Annotated in this window: 17 protein-coding genes; 14 read left to right on the top strand and 3 right to left on the bottom strand. The window is 40.4% G+C overall.

Annotated elements, in window-relative coordinates:
- The 8 genes from K1X76_02650 (at position 1) to flgL (ending at position 7,183) form a co-directional block, all read left to right on the top strand.
- Entirely contained in the window at positions 1-951 is a 951-nt protein-coding gene (locus K1X76_02650; protein ID MBX7147961.1) for a flagella basal body P-ring formation protein FlgA, read from the top strand.
- A gap of 2 nt (positions 952-953) precedes the next feature.
- On the top strand, positions 954-1,691 hold the full coding sequence (locus tag K1X76_02655; protein ID MBX7147962.1) for a flagellar basal body L-ring protein FlgH: 738 nt from the start codon (positions 954-956) through the stop codon (positions 1,689-1,691).
- Between the two features lie 37 nt (positions 1,692-1,728).
- Positions 1,729-2,832, top strand: coding sequence for a flagellar basal body P-ring protein FlgI (locus K1X76_02660; protein MBX7147963.1), 1,104 nt, complete (start codon positions 1,729-1,731; stop codon positions 2,830-2,832).
- Positions 2,829-3,197: a rod-binding protein gene (locus tag K1X76_02665; GenBank protein MBX7147964.1), complete on the top strand. Its 369-nt coding sequence runs from the start codon at positions 2,829-2,831 to the stop codon at positions 3,195-3,197. The genes K1X76_02660 and K1X76_02665 overlap by 4 nt, the downstream gene beginning before the upstream one ends.
- A 71-nt stretch (positions 3,198-3,268) precedes the next feature.
- Positions 3,269-3,574 carry a flagellar biosynthesis anti-sigma factor FlgM gene (gene flgM, locus K1X76_02670; protein ID MBX7147965.1) on the top strand — a complete coding sequence of 102 codons (306 nt, stop codon included), beginning with the start codon at positions 3,269-3,271 and terminating at the stop codon, positions 3,572-3,574.
- A gap of 12 nt (positions 3,575-3,586) precedes the next feature.
- Positions 3,587-4,096 (top strand): flagellar protein FlgN, encoded by a 510-nt coding sequence (locus K1X76_02675; protein MBX7147966.1) that lies wholly within the window; start codon positions 3,587-3,589, stop codon positions 4,094-4,096.
- 9 nt (positions 4,097-4,105) lie between these two features.
- On the top strand, positions 4,106-5,890 hold the full coding sequence (gene flgK, locus K1X76_02680) for a flagellar hook-associated protein FlgK (GenBank protein MBX7147967.1): 1,785 nt from the start codon (positions 4,106-4,108) through the stop codon (positions 5,888-5,890).
- A gap of 15 nt (positions 5,891-5,905) precedes the next feature.
- On the top strand, positions 5,906-7,183 hold the full coding sequence (gene flgL, locus K1X76_02685; protein MBX7147968.1) for a flagellar hook-associated protein FlgL: 1,278 nt from the start codon (positions 5,906-5,908) through the stop codon (positions 7,181-7,183).
- A gap of 3 nt (positions 7,184-7,186) precedes the next feature.
- On the opposite strand, the gene K1X76_02690 is transcribed toward flgL, so the two are convergent.
- Positions 7,187-8,476 (bottom strand): hypothetical protein, encoded by a 1,290-nt coding sequence (locus K1X76_02690; protein ID MBX7147969.1) that lies wholly within the window; start codon positions 8,474-8,476, stop codon positions 7,187-7,189.
- A 194-nt stretch (positions 8,477-8,670) separates the two neighbouring features.
- Here K1X76_02690 and K1X76_02695 point away from each other — a divergent pair, with 194 nt between their 5' ends.
- From K1X76_02695 to K1X76_02705, 3 genes are read left to right on the top strand one after another with little or no spacing between them, the layout of a single operon-like run.
- Positions 8,671-9,444, top strand: a complete 774-nt coding sequence (locus tag K1X76_02695; GenBank protein MBX7147970.1) for a flagellar motor protein — start codon at positions 8,671-8,673, stop codon at positions 9,442-9,444.
- Positions 9,445-9,453: 9 nt separating this feature from the next.
- A complete protein-coding gene (locus K1X76_02700; GenBank protein ID MBX7147971.1) occupies positions 9,454-10,293 on the top strand; it encodes an OmpA family protein in 840 nt (279 codons plus the stop codon).
- Positions 10,294-10,296: 3 nt separating this feature from the next.
- A complete protein-coding gene (locus tag K1X76_02705) occupies positions 10,297-11,292 on the top strand; it encodes an OmpA family protein (GenBank protein MBX7147972.1) in 996 nt (331 codons plus the stop codon).
- Here K1X76_02705 and K1X76_02710 read toward each other — a convergent pair.
- Positions 11,289-11,981 (bottom strand): PIG-L family deacetylase, encoded by a 693-nt coding sequence (locus K1X76_02710; GenBank protein MBX7147973.1) that lies wholly within the window; start codon positions 11,979-11,981, stop codon positions 11,289-11,291. The two genes, K1X76_02705 and K1X76_02710, sit on opposite strands and share 4 nt — an antisense overlap.
- An 83-nt stretch (positions 11,982-12,064) precedes the next feature.
- Here K1X76_02710 and K1X76_02715 point away from each other — a divergent pair, with 83 nt between their 5' ends.
- Together K1X76_02715 and K1X76_02720 are read left to right on the top strand one after the other, a co-directional pair.
- Positions 12,065-13,513 (top strand): GMC family oxidoreductase, encoded by a 1,449-nt coding sequence (locus K1X76_02715; GenBank protein ID MBX7147974.1) that lies wholly within the window; start codon positions 12,065-12,067, stop codon positions 13,511-13,513.
- Positions 13,510-14,541, top strand: coding sequence for a Gfo/Idh/MocA family oxidoreductase (locus tag K1X76_02720; GenBank protein MBX7147975.1), 1,032 nt, complete (start codon positions 13,510-13,512; stop codon positions 14,539-14,541). Before K1X76_02715 ends, K1X76_02720 begins: the two co-directional genes overlap by 4 nt.
- On the opposite strand, the gene K1X76_02725 is transcribed toward K1X76_02720, so the two are convergent.
- Positions 14,466-15,143 (bottom strand): phosphatase PAP2 family protein, encoded by a 678-nt coding sequence (locus K1X76_02725; protein ID MBX7147976.1) that lies wholly within the window; start codon positions 15,141-15,143, stop codon positions 14,466-14,468. The genes K1X76_02720 and K1X76_02725 overlap by 76 nt on opposite strands.
- Before the next feature lie 111 nt (positions 15,144-15,254).
- On the opposite strand from K1X76_02725, the gene K1X76_02730 reads away from it, so the two are divergent.
- On the top strand, positions 15,255-16,379 hold the full coding sequence (locus K1X76_02730) for a glycosyltransferase family 4 protein (protein MBX7147977.1): 1,125 nt from the start codon (positions 15,255-15,257) through the stop codon (positions 16,377-16,379).

The following is a 16,379-nucleotide window of genomic DNA, read 5'->3' on the forward strand; positions in this document are numbered from 1 at the left end:
ATGAACTTTAAAAAAATTACAATTTGCTTCTTTATTTTAACAGTTTCATTCCATGTGTGGGCGGATGCTCCCATGAATGTAAAGCTTAAGGCAAAAGCCGATGTGGATGTTCATAATATCCGTTTTGAAGATATTGTGGACGTAGCATCCACAGACCCTCGTTTTATTAAACAGTTTGGGTCGTATGTTTTTAGTTTAGACGATGCTAGCGATTATATCCATCCCTCTGATATTTTAACTTCTCTTGTTCGTTACGGTGCTAATTTAGAAGATATCAACCTATTGTCCACAGAACCTATCAAAGTTTTAAAAACATCCAATGCGGGCATTATGGATGAAGTACGTTATAAGTTGTTACAAGCGCTATCTTCAAAAGGGGTTAAGTTTGCGGGAGATAAAAAAATGGTAGTGCATGATATTGAAAATCTTCCGGCGCCAACTTTATACCAGTCAATCGATTTAGATGTGGCGCAATTTGACCCTTCTCAAAGTCAGTCGCAAGCTCTGGTTCGTTTTTTAAATAAGACAGGACAACTGGTTTATAGTTCTATGGTGCGTATAAGTTTTGAGACAGAATTTAAGGTGCTAGTTTCCAAAAGAAATTTATTACCTGGATCTAACGCTGCTGCCGGTGATTTTGAAGAAAAAATTGTTTCTGTAAAACCGGCAAGTGCAGTGATGAATATTCAGGAAAACACACAATTTCAGGTTTTAAATCCCATTCAGGCAGGTCAGGTTTTAATAGAAGGTGATTTAAGCGTTTCAACCAAAATGAACAAGGGAGATATGGTAACCGTGCTTACCGGTGATAAGAGGTTTCAGGTAAGAACTTTAGGACGTGTAAAAGATATTTTAGATAATGGTTCATCGGTTGTGGTTGAAAATCTGGAGTCTAAAAAAGAACTGATTGGCAAACCGTTAAATTCTACTGAGGTACAAGTGATTTACTAATTATGAAAAAGTTTATTTTTCCAATTTTACTTTTACTGTTTCCTCATGAAGGCGTGGCCAAGTCCAAGTCTAAACATGTTGAAAAAGACGCTAAACGCATAGAGGAAACGTCTCCTAATCGCGAAAGCTATTACGATTCCGATTTGGCAAGTATGAAACAGAAAGTAAAAGAGAACAAAAGTGGCTCGTTATGGATGGATGCCTATTCGTCACGCTTGTACGACAATATGTATCGTGCTGCAAAAATTGGCGATACCGTTATGATTATTATTGAAGAACAGGCTCAGGCTAAAAACAACGGTACAACCAAAGCCAACAAGAAGACCGAGCAAGATAACAGTATCAGCCAGTTAGGCGGTTTAATGGCTAAACTGTCTCAAATTGTAAAGCTAGTAGATCCCACTCAGCTTATTGGGGCAAAAAGTGAAAGTAAATTTCAGGGTGATGGTTCTACGCAGCGCGCTGGAAGTTTGTCGGCAAAAATTTCTGCAGAAGTAGTGGATGTATTGCATAACGGAAATATGGTGATTAGAGGAGAACAGCACATTAAAGTAAATAAAGAAGAACAAGTGCTGATTGTAGAAGGGATCATTCGTCCCTACGATATTAAACCCGATAACACAGTTTTATCGAGCTCAATAGCTGATGCGCGCATTAGCTATAATGGATTTGGAGTGGTGGCCGAGAAGCAGAGCCCAGGTTGGCTGGTTAGGGCTTTAGATATGATTTGGCCCTTTTAAATAAGAAAATTATTCCGCAAGGCGGGATTAAATAATTATGAAGAAGACTTTGCACATTTTGTTACTCATCACACTTTTGATTCCACAATTGTGTTATGCCACTCGTCTTAAAGATATAGCCAATTTTAAAGGCGTGCGTTCCAACCAATTGATTGGTTACGGTTTAGTGGTAGGTCTTGATGGTACCGGCGATTCATCGAGTTCGGACGTGATGAAAAAGACGCTCGCAGAAGCGTTAGCCAAAATGGGTGTGGGTGTAGATGCTGAAAAGTTTCAGATTAAAAACGTAGCATCGGTGATGGTAACGTCCACACTGCCAGCTTTTGCTAAAATGGGTTCTACTGTAGATGTTTTAGTGTCCTCCATTGGCGATGCCAAAAGTTTACAGGGTGGTACCTTATTGATGACGCCTCTTAAGGCTGCCAATCAAGAAGTTTATGCTGTGGCTCAAGGGCCTGTTTCTATTGGCGGCTATCAGGCCGAAGCCCCTGCTGGTGGATCTCAGGTTAAAACCAATCACCAAACTGTAGCCAAGCTCACCAATGGCGCTACTGTTGAACGAGAAGTAGATTATGGTTTAGAAGGTGCTACCGAATTAACTCTTGCTATTAACGAGCCCGATTTTACTACTGCGGTGCGTATTGCCACCGTAATTAACGAAAAATTAGAAAGTAAATCCGCCACTGCCGAAGATTCGGGTGGTATTAAAATTAAAGTTCCGCCTGCCTTTAAAGATAAAATTGTAACACTTATTGCCTCACTAGAATCTCTTGAAATTGAACCCGATGTTGCTGCTCGTGTGGTGCTGAATGAGCGTACAGGTACAGTAGTAATGGGTGAAAACGTACGAGTATCTACAGTGGCTGTGTCGCATGGTAGTTTAAGTATTCAAATTGACCAAAGTTACAATGTATCGCAGCCCAATGCTTTGGCAAAAGGTGAAACTGTAGTTACTCCCGAAACCGACTTTTATGTGGATGATTCTAAAGAAAAGAAATTGGTGTTGGTTCCAGAAGGGGTGAATATTGGCGAAATTATCCGTGCACTGAATGCGATTGGTGTGACGCCGCGTGATTTAATATCGGTGTTACAAGCTATTAAGGCTGCCGGAGCTTTGCAGGGAGAGTTGGTACTCATATGATTTCTACGCTTATGCCAGCATCGGGTTATTTACATGCCGACAAGGCAGGGGATACCAAAACGCGCGAAGAGCAGTGGAATGAGATGAAGCAGTCAGCCAAGGATTTTGAAGCTTATTTTGTAGGTTCTATTTTTCAAAGTGCGTACCAGTCGATTGAAAAGTCCGACTTATTTGAAGGCGGGTCGGCCAACGAGTTGTATCAATCGCTGTTTATTGAAGAAATGACCAAGGCAGGGGCTAATTCACCAAGAGGTTTTGGTTTGGCCGATGCTATGCTCAAACAAGTATCGGGTCGCTATGGGATGACAGAGGCTGATATAGCCCCAAAAGAGACTCAAGTAACTGAAAAGACTAAGGAATTATAAATGTTAAAAAAGTATTTAAGTTTTTCTGTAATCTTCCGTACAGAATTGGTAGGAAGGGAACTTTGTAGAGTATGAAGATCATACCACAAGAAATAAGTCCTGCGGGCGTACAAGCTCGTAAGACTTCAAAAGCTCAAGGTTCTAAAACCGCCAATTCTCAATCGGGAGAGAAAGCTTCGGCGGGAGAAGGGGATAGTGTAGACATCTCCTCCACCGGAAGCCAACTCAAATCGTTGGGGGCCCAGTTAAAACAGGTCCCTGACATCCGGACTGAACGTGTCCAGAGTCTTAAGGCGGAAGTAGAATCGGGTCAATACAACCCTCCTGCAGATCAGGTTGCCCAAGCGCTTATAGACACTGTACGTCTGTTCGGCTGATGGGGAACCTTCATGTCTGAAAATATTTTGGACCGTCTAGGGCATGTCCTGACGGAACTAACCAACCTGCTTCATAACCTTGTTGAGGCCTTACGTGAAGAACGTGAAGCTATCATCGATTTTAATCTTTCACAAATTCAGGAAATTTATAAGAAGAAGAATGATATTTTAAATCGTATTCCTGTTTTGGAAAGGGAGCGCACCGAAACAACCCGCACCTTGGCCGCAGAACTAGGATTTAAAACTGTTCCAACATTAAGTGTTATATTTGAAAAACTTACCGATAGGCAAAAAGCCGAAATATTAAGCGATAAGCTTTCTTGCTTAAAATCTCTTGCTCAAGCCGCTCAGGAATTTAACGATACTCAAAAACAATTTGTAGCTCACACGTTGGCGCATATCCAAAATTCACTTAAATTTATTGAAGCTATGCAGGGAAGAGCCAGTTTTGCTGGTTATAACAAAACAGGCAATATGACTGATACCAGTTTGGTAATGAGTACCACCAGTAGAACGGCATAAGGGGACACCATGGGAAGTAATTTTACAGTCTTTCAATCAGCGGTAACAGCTCTTACGGCTAATTCGCAAGCGCTAAGCGTTACGTCACAAAATATTTCTAATATTAATACCCCGGGTTATTCTCGTCAGACTGTTTCGTTTGAAACACGTCAACCGCAAACTATTGGTACTATTGAGTTAGGTTTGGGTGTGCAAATAGGAAGCATTTTACGTAGTGTCGATTCGTTTGCTGAATTAAGGTTGCAGGAAGCAAATAGTGATAATGGATATCAAAAATCGGTATCCGAAAACTTACAGGCGCTTGAAGCTATTTTTAATGAAATTAATACAGCTGGTTTGTCACAGTTCATGAGTGATTTTTTTAATGCATTTCACGAAGTTTCATCCGATCCAGAAAGTATTGCAAGCCGTTTAGGTGTATTGGGGAAGGCGGATGTACTCAGTCAGCATTTTCATACACTGTCGGAAGGATTAGACAATGCCAAAGAGTTTATTGATACCAGTATCAATGATTCAGTTGCGGCCATTAACGATTTACTTAGGCAAATTTCTGATTTGAGTGTGAGTATTAATAGTACCAATGATGAAGCGGGACTTGTACTTAAAGATCAAAGAGGTCAAAAACTACAGGAATTGGCGCATTATTTAGATATTTCTTCTATTGAAACCAGTGATGGTACTTTTCAGGTATATACGGCTAATGGTATTCAAATGGTTAACGGTTCTACTTATGCCACAGTAGCCACTGCAGTGAACATCGATAATGAAAACCAGCTCGATGTTACAATAGCCATTGGTAATAATTCAACCCCGGTTGATCTTACTAACAAGATTAGTAATGGATATTTGTCGGGGCTTATTTCTGTACGTGATGACAGTATTTTATCTTATCAGCGTCAAATTGATGAGTTGGCATTTGAATTATCACGGCAGGTTAATTTGATACATCAAGGTGGCTATGCACTCGATGGTACGACAAACCTTGATTTCTTTGATGATGTTCTAACCAACTATGCTGATACCAATGAAAAGTTAACTCAACTTAGAAATAGTAGTGGCGATCGTTTGGATATTGGAATTGGAGATACCATCTCTATTGGGGGTACTGTTGGGGTTACTGCCATAAGTGGAACGCTCAATGTTGATAAATTTACAACTCTAGGCGATTTAGCTTCTTATGTTCAAACCCGTCTTCGTGCAGCCGGTGATGGAACAGAAACTGCGGTAATACAAAGCGACGGTTCTATTTTGGTAACTGCTGGTGCAAGTGCAATAACGGGGCTCACATTCTCAATTAGTGGTAATTCAGCCTTTAATTCAGTTTTTACTTATCCAACACCCATTGCTATTGCAGGTACAGGTGATTCTGGAGGATTGGTAACGGCCACTGGTGTTGCTGAAAGCATTGGTGTTAGCTCCGATGTTGAAGGCGCACCTGCCAAACTTGCGGCAGCAGGCTCATCTTCTGAATTGCCTGGGGGTAATTCTAATGCATTAGATTTGGTGGCTTTGCAAAGCAGTAATATTGATTTATCGACAGGGAGTACCAATTTCACATCATTTTATGGAAACCTTTTGGCGCAAATTGGTAGCGAAACCTCATCGGCTAAACATTCGCTTGAATTTACAGATGGTGTGTTGCAACAGGCGCAACTTGATCGTGAACGTACTTCGGGTGTGTCTCTTGAAGAAGAACAGATTAATCTGGTGAAATTCCAGGCTGCTTTCCAAGCGGCTTCCCAGCTTATTAATGTTGCCAGTAAACTTTTGGAAATATTGTCTAATTTGGGATAGCAGAAAGGATTTTTTATGTCAGTTAATCGTGTTACATTTAGTTCGCAGCAACTTGTTATTCGAGATAACTTATCACGTGTACAGCGGCAATATGAAGAGGCTAGTGTCCCGGCTACCACGGGCAAGCGCATCAATTCACTTTCAGACGATCCTTCGGTTTCTTCCCGTCTTTTATTAACGCGTCGTAATGTGGCAAGTAATGAACAGTTTCAAAAAAATATCACCAGTGCTCGTTTACGTTTTAACGAAACAGATTCGGCTTTAGGTACAGCGGGTGATATTTTGCAAAAAATACGTGACCTGGTACTAGATGGTAATAATGCTACCATTTCTAGTGGTGCTCTTAGTCTTATTTCCGATCAGCTTCAAGCCCTCAAAGACGATTTGGTAGGTGAGGCCAATTCACAAGTTGATGGCAAATACATTTTTTCTGGTACAGCTACCGCGACTCAACCTTTTACAGGAAGTCCTGGTATTTTTAACGGCAATAGCAATTCATTAGCATTGTATGTTAATGAAACTCAAACAACTGATTTGTCGCTAGACGGTAATGAAATTTTTACAGGCTCGGTTGCAACGGCAACGGGCTCATCTTTACTCACAACTTTAAAAGACAGTTCTGGAAACAGTTTTAAGCTTGAAGCTGGAGATAGCATTAGTTTTGCGGCTACAATTGGTGCAGGAACTGTGAATACAACTTACACTGTAACAGCCAACAGTACGCTTACGGATGTGGCAACTTCTCTTCAAACCGCGTTACGAGCTGCTGGAGATGGCACTGAAGTAGTAACCGTAACTGCCGGTGGTGCCTTAAGGGTTACCGCAGGAGCTACAGCTATTACGGGTTTAGAATTAAGTGTTTCCGGGAATACCGATTTTAATACAGCTTTTACTTATTCATCGCCCATTGCACCATCAGCATCGGCCAATTCGGATACGCTAAAAAGCGGGAGTGGTATTGATATTTTTGAAACCATCGACAAGCTTATTGAAGGCTTGACGAATCGTGATTCGACCCAGGTAGGTGTGTATTTAGACGATTTGGATACAGGTATTAACCAGGTATTAAACGGTCGGGCAGCGGTTGGTTTGCGTCAGCAGCGCTTGGATATTATTGAAGCTACAGTAAATGATGCGTCGGTTCGTTTGATAGCGTCATTGTCGGATATTGAGGATGCTGATTTGGATAAATCTCTTAGTGATCTGGTAACGCGTGAAACGGCTTTAAGGCTAGTATTTTCGAGTGCGTCGCGTATTTTGTCGACGGTAAGCGGAATTCAGTTGAATACCTAAATACTAAAAGATGAGCTGCGAAACAGCTTCAGGTGTGATGCGTTGTTGTGCTTTTCTAAAGTTTTGGGCTGGAATACCATCGGTTATTTCTTCTAAAATCTTTTTTACTTCCTCAAAACGTTCCACTTTTTTAACTTGTATTTGAGGGGTTGAAGCTTTGGTGTTATTTTTAAGTGAATGTTCGTAGTAAGCTTTCATTTCTTTTAACGAGCTGCGTGTCTCTTGAATGTCTTGTAGTGTTTTGTCGAAATAATTGAGTAGTTTCCCACTTACCTCCGACTCAAGAGATGATGCCGGTGTTTGAGCTATTACATTTGCCAGTTCGTGTGACTGTTGATTGACTTTGTGTGAGAGATCGTCCACTTTTTCGAGGTCAAATTCCACACGGGTTAATGCTGGAAGAGGAGTTGTTGGGGTACTATCTTCCTGGTTTTGTAAGTTAAGACGTAAGCTTTCAACTAAATCGCCTAATGATACGTTTTTTTCATGGTTACTTTTTTTTGTAACTTTAGATGGATTTTCGTCGGTTGTGGGAGGCGCTTCATCGTTTTTCTTTAATTCGGTGTTTTCTTCTATAGCAGCGGCATTTTTCGCATCTTCTTTCTCTTTAATATTTGCTGCACGGGTGTCTTCGGCGCTAATTTCATTTTGCTTGGCTGCTACATCGTGACTTTCATCTTTTTCCGTTTTTGGATGAGAATGAGTATCTTTTTCGGCAAATTCTGTTTTTTTACGAGAGAGCTTTTCTTTTTTAAAGTTTTCTTTTGCGTATTCAGATGCAGCAAAAAGATCGTCGGCTTTATGGTGATGCTCTTTTGATTTTTCAGAATCCTCAAAGGATACTTTAGTGTATTTGGATGAGTCAAAAAGGTCGTCGGCTTCATGGTGATACTCCTTTGGTTTGCCAGACGTTTCAATGTGAATTTTTTCGGCTTCTTTTTTATAGGTATCAAATTTTTGAATAAATTCCTGCTTTTGGACTTCTTTTTTTTCGGGAGCCTTTTCGGCTGCTGCTTTTTTAAAACGTTCAATAACGTCCTCCGATTTATTCAGCTTTTCTTCCACTTTTTCAGTTTTTTCCATCACCTCCGATACCCGTACTTCAAAGTCGGTTTGGTGTTTGAGGGGAGTTTCTTCTTTTTTAAGCGAAATTTGGGTGCTTTGTGAATTGACTTCCGGTACACGGGTAGGAGATGGGCTTTTAAGCTCCGTTTTTTTCATTTCCCCTGTATAAACAGGCGCTGTATCGCGTGTAACCGATCCCAACTTATTATAGCTTAAAAATTCATTCATCTTAAAAGTCTCCACTAATACAGACGGCAATTTCTGCCTAATCTTTAGCTCTTTTTTTGACCAATCTTTGCCTAGCCCCATTATTAGTATAATAAGTATATGAAATTATTATGTAATTTTTTTTATCTTTTTATTTAAGATATGGGAAGGGTGTGCCGTAAAGGTAGTGTATCCAATAATAAAGAGGTTCAATCATGGATTTGGCAACAATCATTGGGCTGGTGGTAGCTTTAGGCGGGATTATCGGCGGACTTATTGTGGAAGGGGGTAATATTATGCAAATTACCGCCCCAACAGCTGCCATGATTGTGCTTGGGGGCACCATTGGTGCCACCATGATTACCTTTCCACTCAAAACCTTTATTACAGCGATGAAAGGTATTTCTAACTTGTTTAAGCCCAAAATGCTGGACCCCGGCACGATTATTGAAGACTTAGTTAAATATTCAGTGAAAGCCAGAAAGGATGGCATTATCTCTTTGGAAGCTGATGTTAAAGAAATCCAAGATCCCTTTCTTAAAAAGGCACTGATGATGGCCATAGATGGTGCTGATCCTAAAGAGCTGCACGAAAGTTTAGAAATGCAATTAGGTTATATGGCAGAGCACGGAGCAAAAGCCCCCAAAGTTTGGGAAGCGGCTGGTGCGTATGCTCCCACAGTAGGTATTATCGGTGCCGTGATGGGTCTTATTCAGGTTATGGGTCACTTAGATAATATTGAAGAAGTGGGTCATGGTATTGCCGTAGCGTTTGTGGCCACAATCTACGGTTTGCTTTGTGCTAACATTATTATGTTACCTGCTGCCGGAAAACTGGCGGCTCTACATAAAAGCAATATGGTGGTTTACGAAATGGTTATTGCCGGCGTGCTTCTAGTAATAGAAGGTGTAAACCCCATGGTAATGCGCGATAAATTGGCTGCGTTTTTTGTGGATAATGTTTTAAAGGCTGAAGAAGAAAAGAAATAGGGGGCCTAGGTGTCTAAGAAAAAAGCGCATGCCGAAGAACATGTTAACCACGAACGTTGGCTGGTATCCTACGCCGATTTCATCACTCTTTTGTTTGCTTTCTTTGTTGTTCTTTTTTCATCTGCACAGGTTGATTCATCTAAATCTCAGGCTATGTCGGTAGCAATGGAGCGAGCCTTTGAACGTTTTTCAATTTTTAAATACGTCTCCGGCGATGAAATAGGTCAATCCAATTCAGGGAGTGCAGCGGGCAATACTAAAAAATATCGTGATTATCTGATGCGCAACGAAGAAGGCGTTCCTATCATGGTTCCTTCCATAGTGAGTGATGTGGATGTAATGCCCAAAGGTTTGGATGATTCACAAGATGAAAAGTCTTTAAGTGACGATCAAAGTAAAAAAATGGCTGAGCTCGAAAAGCTAAGCCAGGTTCAAATGCAAATTATGGATATACTGGGCAAAAATGATGAGAAAAAAATGGAAGTTAAAAGAGAAGCTCGTGGTGTGGTGATAAGTCTTAAAGAAGCCGCGTTATTTCAGGCAAATTCAACTGAGATTAGCCCCGATATGCTCCCTTTTTTAACGGGAATTAGCTATATTTTGTCGGGTGTTCCCAATTTTGTGCGTGTGGAGGGATATTCTGGCGCTTCTAATATTCAAGAGGCTTGGTCAATTTCGGCTAAAAGAAGCGGAAGGGTTATTGAGTGGCTTTCTACTACTGGTAAACTAGATGCCAAACGATTTGTATCTATTGCTTACGGGAATCAAAGAAGCAGGCATCTTGAGGCAGAAAATGACGATCGTGTAGATATTGTGTTGATGTCACGTGAAAACGAAAAATATAGGTAATATATGTCGAAGAAAAAAGCACATGCCGAAGAGCACGTGAACCACGAACGTTGGTTAGTTTCGTATGCCGACTTTATTACTCTTTTGTTTGCGTTTTTTGTGGTGTTATTTTCATCGTCGGCTGTAGAGCACAGTAAAACCAACAAATCGGGTTTGGCCATTGAAGCTGCCTTCGATTCATTTTCAATTTTTAAAGAGCCTTCGGGAGACTCATTTGAACCTTCCGATAAAGGTGGTGCTGGTGGTAATGCGCAAAGAAACCGTGAAGTATTGGTGGTAAGTGATAATGAAAGTTCCCGCATTGCTCCTGCACAGGTAAATCCTAAGGAAACCAGCGAAAAAATTATTCCAAAAGGTGATCCGGCACTTAATCAAAACACGGGTTTTTTAACCCCACCCGATGATATTGTAAGTGACAAGCACAAAGAGCTTTTGGAACTTATAGATGCGCGCAAATGGAATCAAGTTATTGCAGCCACTATTGATGATAGGGGACTTGTGATTACCGTAGATGATTCGATTATTTTTGAACCGGGAACTATCCAGTTAACATCGGCATCACGTGATTTTTTGGAGAGTTTAGGAAAACTTTTAAAAGATATTCCTAACCAGGTGAAAGTAGAAGGCTATATAGATGAGGCGGGAAAAATTTCTTCTCCTCTCGATTTATCAATGGAACGAGCTTTGTTTGTTATTCAATGGCTATCAACACACTATTCTATTAACGGAGGACGTTTTATTGCGAGTAGTTTTGTGTCTGCAGAGGAAGCACATAAAAACCAGATTGAGATTATTGTTTTGTCTAAGGATGCCGAAGCTATAGAGGCTCCTGTAACTAGAAATGTGGCCAAAGATGTGAAACAGAACCAACCTGTTAATGTGCCAACTAACCTGGAAAAACATCCCTTGGTTAATTTTAAACAAGAAGTAGAGGATGATAATATTAACAAAGACAGGGAAAGAAATAATTACAACTACGTTCCTCCTGTTAAGTTTTAACCTTCAATAACACGTGCGCAAACAAAAGCTTCACAGGCTTTGCGTCCAACCACAGCTCCATGCTGGCGCGCTAAATTTTCAACTGCCTTATAAGAACGCGCATGTGGCCATGGTCTCATTTCGGAGGCATAGGCATGGAGTGCTTTTATTTTTTGTTTAAGCGTACGGCTTATATCTACAAAATAATTGGGTTTAAATGATTCTGAGAGTTGCCAGTCGGTAGAGGAAGGTATTTCAAAAAAGATTATTTTTTTAACCGATGAACCCGGTATAGGTCTAAAGGCTGTTTGTACGGCCTGAGATGTTATTTGATGATCTACATTTAAGTCGGATGGAAAGTGTGTGTATACAATTGTCGGTTTAAAGTTCTTAGATTCCTTTTCAATGACCTTAACAACATCTAGCATATCTACCGAGTCCATCCGGTTATCTGGAAAGGCACATAGTTTGACATTTTTGGCACCTACAGCTGCATTAGCCTTAAAGGCTTGAGCATGCAATTTCTTTAATTCTTTATCTGCTTTTTTTCCTGGTTCAAGTCGTGAGGTAATACCTTCGGCCATGATAAGTACCAGGATGTCGTCACCATTTTTTTTATGCAGGGCTATAGCACCTCCACATCCCAAGATTTCATCGTCGGGGTGAGCGGCTACCACCAATACTTTTTCTTTTTTATTTTTTTGAGGCATATCCATTTTTAACACAAAAAATAGAGCGCCCAAAGGGTTTCTTTTTACTTTGCGATAAGGCTATTCCTTGATACTTCTCAATTATGACTTTTAAACAATATGAGGCCGATACTGTGGTTATAGGTGCCGGTGTGGGCGGAGTGATGGCTGCTTACAAAAGACACCAAAAAGGTGAAAGGGTGATTCTTGTAGATAGAGGTATTCGCCTCGGTCCTCAGCAGGTAAGAGATATATTTGACTCTCAGAGTTTTATGTCCGGGGCATCGGATGTTTCTAAAATTAAAATTGATATTTATAAAAAGTCAAAAATAACCAAAAAAGAGTATCCTGAAGTATTTGGTGGGTTGGCACGGTTTTATGCCGGTGTTTCTCTTCGTATGCGTGAGAGGGAATTTGACAAATGGCCTGTATCGTACGCTGATACCGAACCTTATTACATGGAAGCTGAAAGGTTATTGCAGGTATCAGGATTAACGGGTCATGATCCTACCGAACCCCCGCGAAGTGGACCTTATCCTTTAAAATTACCACCCATGAGTGAGCTTTCTCAAAAGCTTATGGGGGGCGCTCAAAAAATGGGGCTTAAGCCTTTCATGCATCCATTTGCGATTAACTTTTCAAAAAACTGCGTGCGATGTAATTATTGTAATCAGGTTCCTTGTGCTTACGGGGCCAAATGGAATCCGGATGATTTTATTAAAGACTATGAAAATGAAAGTTTAATGTGTCATGCGCAAACTGATGCGTTATCTCTTGTTTTTGAAAAAGAAAAAGCCATTTTGTTAAAAGCCAAAAGGGGTGACGAGGATGTAGAATACCGTGCAAGAAATTTTATAGTTGCGGGCGGGGCTGTTTTTTCACCTCTTTTTTTATCGGGATCTAACTTACCCTATGCAAGTCCTCATTTAGGCCGATCGTTTATGACGCATTGTTTGGGTTTGGTAGTGGGAGTATTTCCTTTTAAGATTAGCAAAGAAGATGATTTTCATAAATGGTTTTCGGTGAGCGATTATTATTTTGAGCCTAACGGTGATGTTTGTGGTTTAATTGAGCAAGATCACCTGACAACACGTAAAACCATCTATAAAAAAATTCCTACTTGGCTTCATTCTACATTAGATCGTTTTTATTATAATACTTGCCAATTGTTGGTGGTAGCCGAAGATGAACCCTCGTTTGAAAACAGGATTGAGAAAGATGGTAATCGTGTTAAGATCACTCAGGTATTTTCTAAAAAGGATGAAGAACGTCGTTCTTTTTTAATGAAGCGTGCCAAAGAAATAATGAAAGCGGCGGGTTCCATATTTTCTTTTGGGCTTAAAGGGGAGTCGTTTTTTCATGCCTGTGGAACATGTAAAATGGGGACCAATCCAACTAATTCGGTAGTTAATAAAAATGGGCTTTTGTGGGGCGCTCACAATGTTTATGTGTGTGACGCTTCTATTTTTCCTACATCTAGCGGGGTAAATCCAAGTCTTACTATTGCGGCGCAAGCTTTGCGTATTGCTGATAAGATAGGGGAAGTTTTATGAATATTACTTTTATAGGCGCCGGGGCTATGACCGAAAAACATATTCGTATTATCAAAAACCTGGGGCTTCCTGTTACTTTGTCTATTGCCAGCCGTGATTATCAAAAAGCTAAAAATTTTCGCGATAAATTTAGTTTGGATTCTTTTTATGCGTCGTACGATGAAGCCATAAACTCCCCAAAATCGGATGTGCTGGTGATAGCAACACCACCGGCTTTTCATGCCGAACTTATTAAAAAGGGAATGGCATTTAAAAAACATCTCATAGTTGAAAAACCCGTCTTTCAAAGTTTTACCGAGCTTAAAGAATTAGGCGAGGCCATGCTGCAATATAACAACTTTATAGCGGTGGCCGAAAATCAGCATTACAATGCCTTTCAACAAAAAATTAAAAGGAAACTTTTAGATAAGCGTTGGGGAAGGCCCATTGCTATTGAAGTGACACGCTTTGGCGTACAAAAACGTTTGGGGTGGCGGCAGGATAGTGGTCAAATGCCTTTAGGTGCTTTGCACGAAGGCGGCGTGCACTGGATTCATCGCTTGCTCGATTTAACCGCAGTGTTTGAAGAAAATCCATTTCAATCTGTTTCATCAGTGCACGCCTTTAAACCCCAAAAACCACTCTCGATTACCCCTTTTGAAGATACAGTCTATGCAGTTTCTCACCATCGTTCTGGTTTAGTGGGGCGACTTTTTCATAGTTGGGGTTTAAAGAGACGTCTTTTTTCAAATGTGTGCCGCGTGGTGATGGAAAAAGGTAACTTTGTTTTTCATGCCGATAATTTATGGGGTTTTTCAAATGGTACTCAAACTCGCATATTAAAACCGCATATAAAAGATGGATCGGGTTATGGAGCTATGTGGAAAAACTTTGTGGCAAGCATTGATAAAGGTGAAAAACCTCTTTTAAAGTTAGAGCAGATTTTTTACGATTTTTGTTATATGGATGCCTGTTATCGTTCCATAGCTTCGGCTTTGCCGGTTTCGCTTGATGTTCCTTCCTTTTTGGGAAAAAGTTCGTCGGGATGAGGAATTTTAACCGTTTTTTCAATAAACATTAAACTTACCAGCCATGCTAGTAAAGCGGCCGCTAATACATCTACAATATAGTGTTGTTTTACAAAAAGAGTGGAAAGAGAAATGAGTAATACAAGTGTTCCCACTACCCATTTGTGCTCGGGTAAATAACGCCGTACAAAATAATACGATAAAAAAGAAAATGACACATGCATAGACGGAAAATTATTGATAGGTTCGTCCAAAAAATAAATCCATTTTAATGTAAACAAAACTCCGTGTGCATTTTCGGATGCAATTAATGGACGGTATATGTATTGAACAGGATAAAAAGTAAAAATAGTAAAATGAATAAGCGAAGTAACCATAAAGGCTGATAGTACTTTAATCATACGGCCTTTTTCGTGGATATTGAGCATGAGCCACGGGGGTAAAATATAACAGCCAATGTAAAAGATGGTAAATAGAGGAATAAAAGGAATTTTTTCTTCAAATGGCAAGCCAAGGGTAACGGGTTGAGTTATGTGTGGCGCCAAATATTGACAGATTTTATAAAACAAGAGTGAAAAAATACCAAAGCCCAATGCACATAAAAAGCGCGATTTAAAAGACATGGCACACTATAGCAGAAAAAGAGAAGAATGGGCCACGGGAAAGAGTGTTATATAGAAAGAAAATTTATTGTTTTAAGAGGGGAGTTTGCATACACTCTTGACCTTTTCTTTATGGCTAAAATTTTAGTACTTAACTATGAATTTCCTCCGGTGGGTGGCGGTGGAGGGCGTGTGTGCCAGGAGATTTGTTCTGGATTGGCGGCACGCGGGCATAATATCCATCTTCATACCACATGGTTTAAAGGTCTTTTAAAAACTGAAACTGATTCAGGCTATACCATTCATCGCAGTTTTACCTTTAGGCGTTATGCAGATCGTTGTCGTGTATGGGAAATGGCTTTGTATATAATATGTAGCGTTATTCCGGTATTACTACTGGTGCGTCGTTTTAAGCCACAAGTTATTCATGCTCATTTTGCGGTTCCTACTGGTGTATTAGCTTGGATTGTTTCGCTGTGCACGGGCATTCCCTATGTGCTCACGGCTCATTTGGGAGATGTGCCAGGAGGAGTGCCTGAACAAACGGATGGATTATTTAAAAAGTTAAATTTTGTCATTCGTCTTATTTGGAAGCGGGCCAAGGGCGTGACAGCTGTAAGTGGTTTTGTGGCCACCCTTGCTAAAAAGGCCTATCAGGTTCCGGTACACATTATACATAATGGCCTCAATTTTAGCGGGCTACCGGCTCAGTCAGCTCCTGTAGCGTCACCTGTTCGTCTTTTGTTTGTTGGACGTTTTAATCCTCAAAAAAACTTGCCTTTTTTAGTTCATATTTTAAAGGATATTCGTTCTACAAATTGGGAGGCTCATTTTGTTGGGGAGGGCCCTGATTTTACCCAGGTAAAAGGTTTGATTGAGAAATTTTCCCTTAAAAATAAAATTACACTCCATGGTTGGCAAAATCCTCAGGATATTAAAAAAATGATGGCCTCTTCTGATGTGTTGCTCATTCCTTCTCTCTCGGAGGGACTGCCCATGGTAGGGGTAGAGTCTTTAGGTTATGGCTTATGTATTTTTGGGAGCAATATTGACGGATTAACAGATGTGCTTGAAGATGGAGTAAATGGAGTCGCTTGTCCCTTGGGCAATCTTTCTTTGTTTGCACAAAAATTAGACGAGCTTTTGGATGTTCAAAACGGTAAACTGATGTCCATGAAAAAGGCCTCCTTATTAAAAAGAGATTTGTTCAGCATGTCTCACATTATTGACGCGTACGAAAAAGCTTTAGGAGTCTAG

Source organism: bacterium (genome assembly GCA_019695305.1).
Lineage (GTDB): Bacteria > UBA10199 > UBA10199 > UBA10199 > JAIBAG01 > JAIBAG01.

What these genes read in the sequence shown, in the direction of transcription:
- K1X76_02650 (MBX7147961.1), top strand. Translation starts at nt 1, where the DNA reads ATGAACTTTAAAAAAATTACAATTTGCTTCTTTATTTTAACAGTTTCA.
- K1X76_02655 (MBX7147962.1), top strand. Translation starts at nt 954, where the DNA reads ATGAAAAAGTTTATTTTTCCAATTTTACTTTTACTGTTTCCTCATGAA.
- K1X76_02660 (MBX7147963.1), top strand. Translation starts at nt 1,729, where the DNA reads ATGAAGAAGACTTTGCACATTTTGTTACTCATCACACTTTTGATTCCA.
- K1X76_02665 (MBX7147964.1), top strand. Translation starts at nt 2,829, where the DNA reads ATGATTTCTACGCTTATGCCAGCATCGGGTTATTTACATGCCGACAAG.
- flgM (MBX7147965.1), top strand. Translation starts at nt 3,269, where the DNA reads ATGAAGATCATACCACAAGAAATAAGTCCTGCGGGCGTACAAGCTCGT.
- K1X76_02675 (MBX7147966.1), top strand. Translation starts at nt 3,587, where the DNA reads ATGTCTGAAAATATTTTGGACCGTCTAGGGCATGTCCTGACGGAACTA.
- flgK (MBX7147967.1), top strand. Translation starts at nt 4,106, where the DNA reads ATGGGAAGTAATTTTACAGTCTTTCAATCAGCGGTAACAGCTCTTACG.
- flgL (MBX7147968.1), top strand. Translation starts at nt 5,906, where the DNA reads ATGTCAGTTAATCGTGTTACATTTAGTTCGCAGCAACTTGTTATTCGA.
- K1X76_02690 (MBX7147969.1), bottom strand. Translation starts at nt 8,476, where the DNA reads ATGAATGAATTTTTAAGCTATAATAAGTTGGGATCGGTTACACGCGAT.
- K1X76_02695 (MBX7147970.1), top strand. Translation starts at nt 8,671, where the DNA reads ATGGATTTGGCAACAATCATTGGGCTGGTGGTAGCTTTAGGCGGGATT.
- K1X76_02705 (MBX7147972.1), top strand. Translation starts at nt 10,297, where the DNA reads ATGTCGAAGAAAAAAGCACATGCCGAAGAGCACGTGAACCACGAACGT.
- K1X76_02710 (MBX7147973.1), bottom strand. Translation starts at nt 11,981, where the DNA reads ATGCCTCAAAAAAATAAAAAAGAAAAAGTATTGGTGGTAGCCGCTCAC.
- K1X76_02715 (MBX7147974.1), top strand. Translation starts at nt 12,065, where the DNA reads ATGACTTTTAAACAATATGAGGCCGATACTGTGGTTATAGGTGCCGGT.
- K1X76_02720 (MBX7147975.1), top strand. Translation starts at nt 13,510, where the DNA reads ATGAATATTACTTTTATAGGCGCCGGGGCTATGACCGAAAAACATATT.
- K1X76_02725 (MBX7147976.1), bottom strand. Translation starts at nt 15,143, where the DNA reads ATGTCTTTTAAATCGCGCTTTTTATGTGCATTGGGCTTTGGTATTTTT.
- K1X76_02730 (MBX7147977.1), top strand. Translation starts at nt 15,255, where the DNA reads ATGGCTAAAATTTTAGTACTTAACTATGAATTTCCTCCGGTGGGTGGC.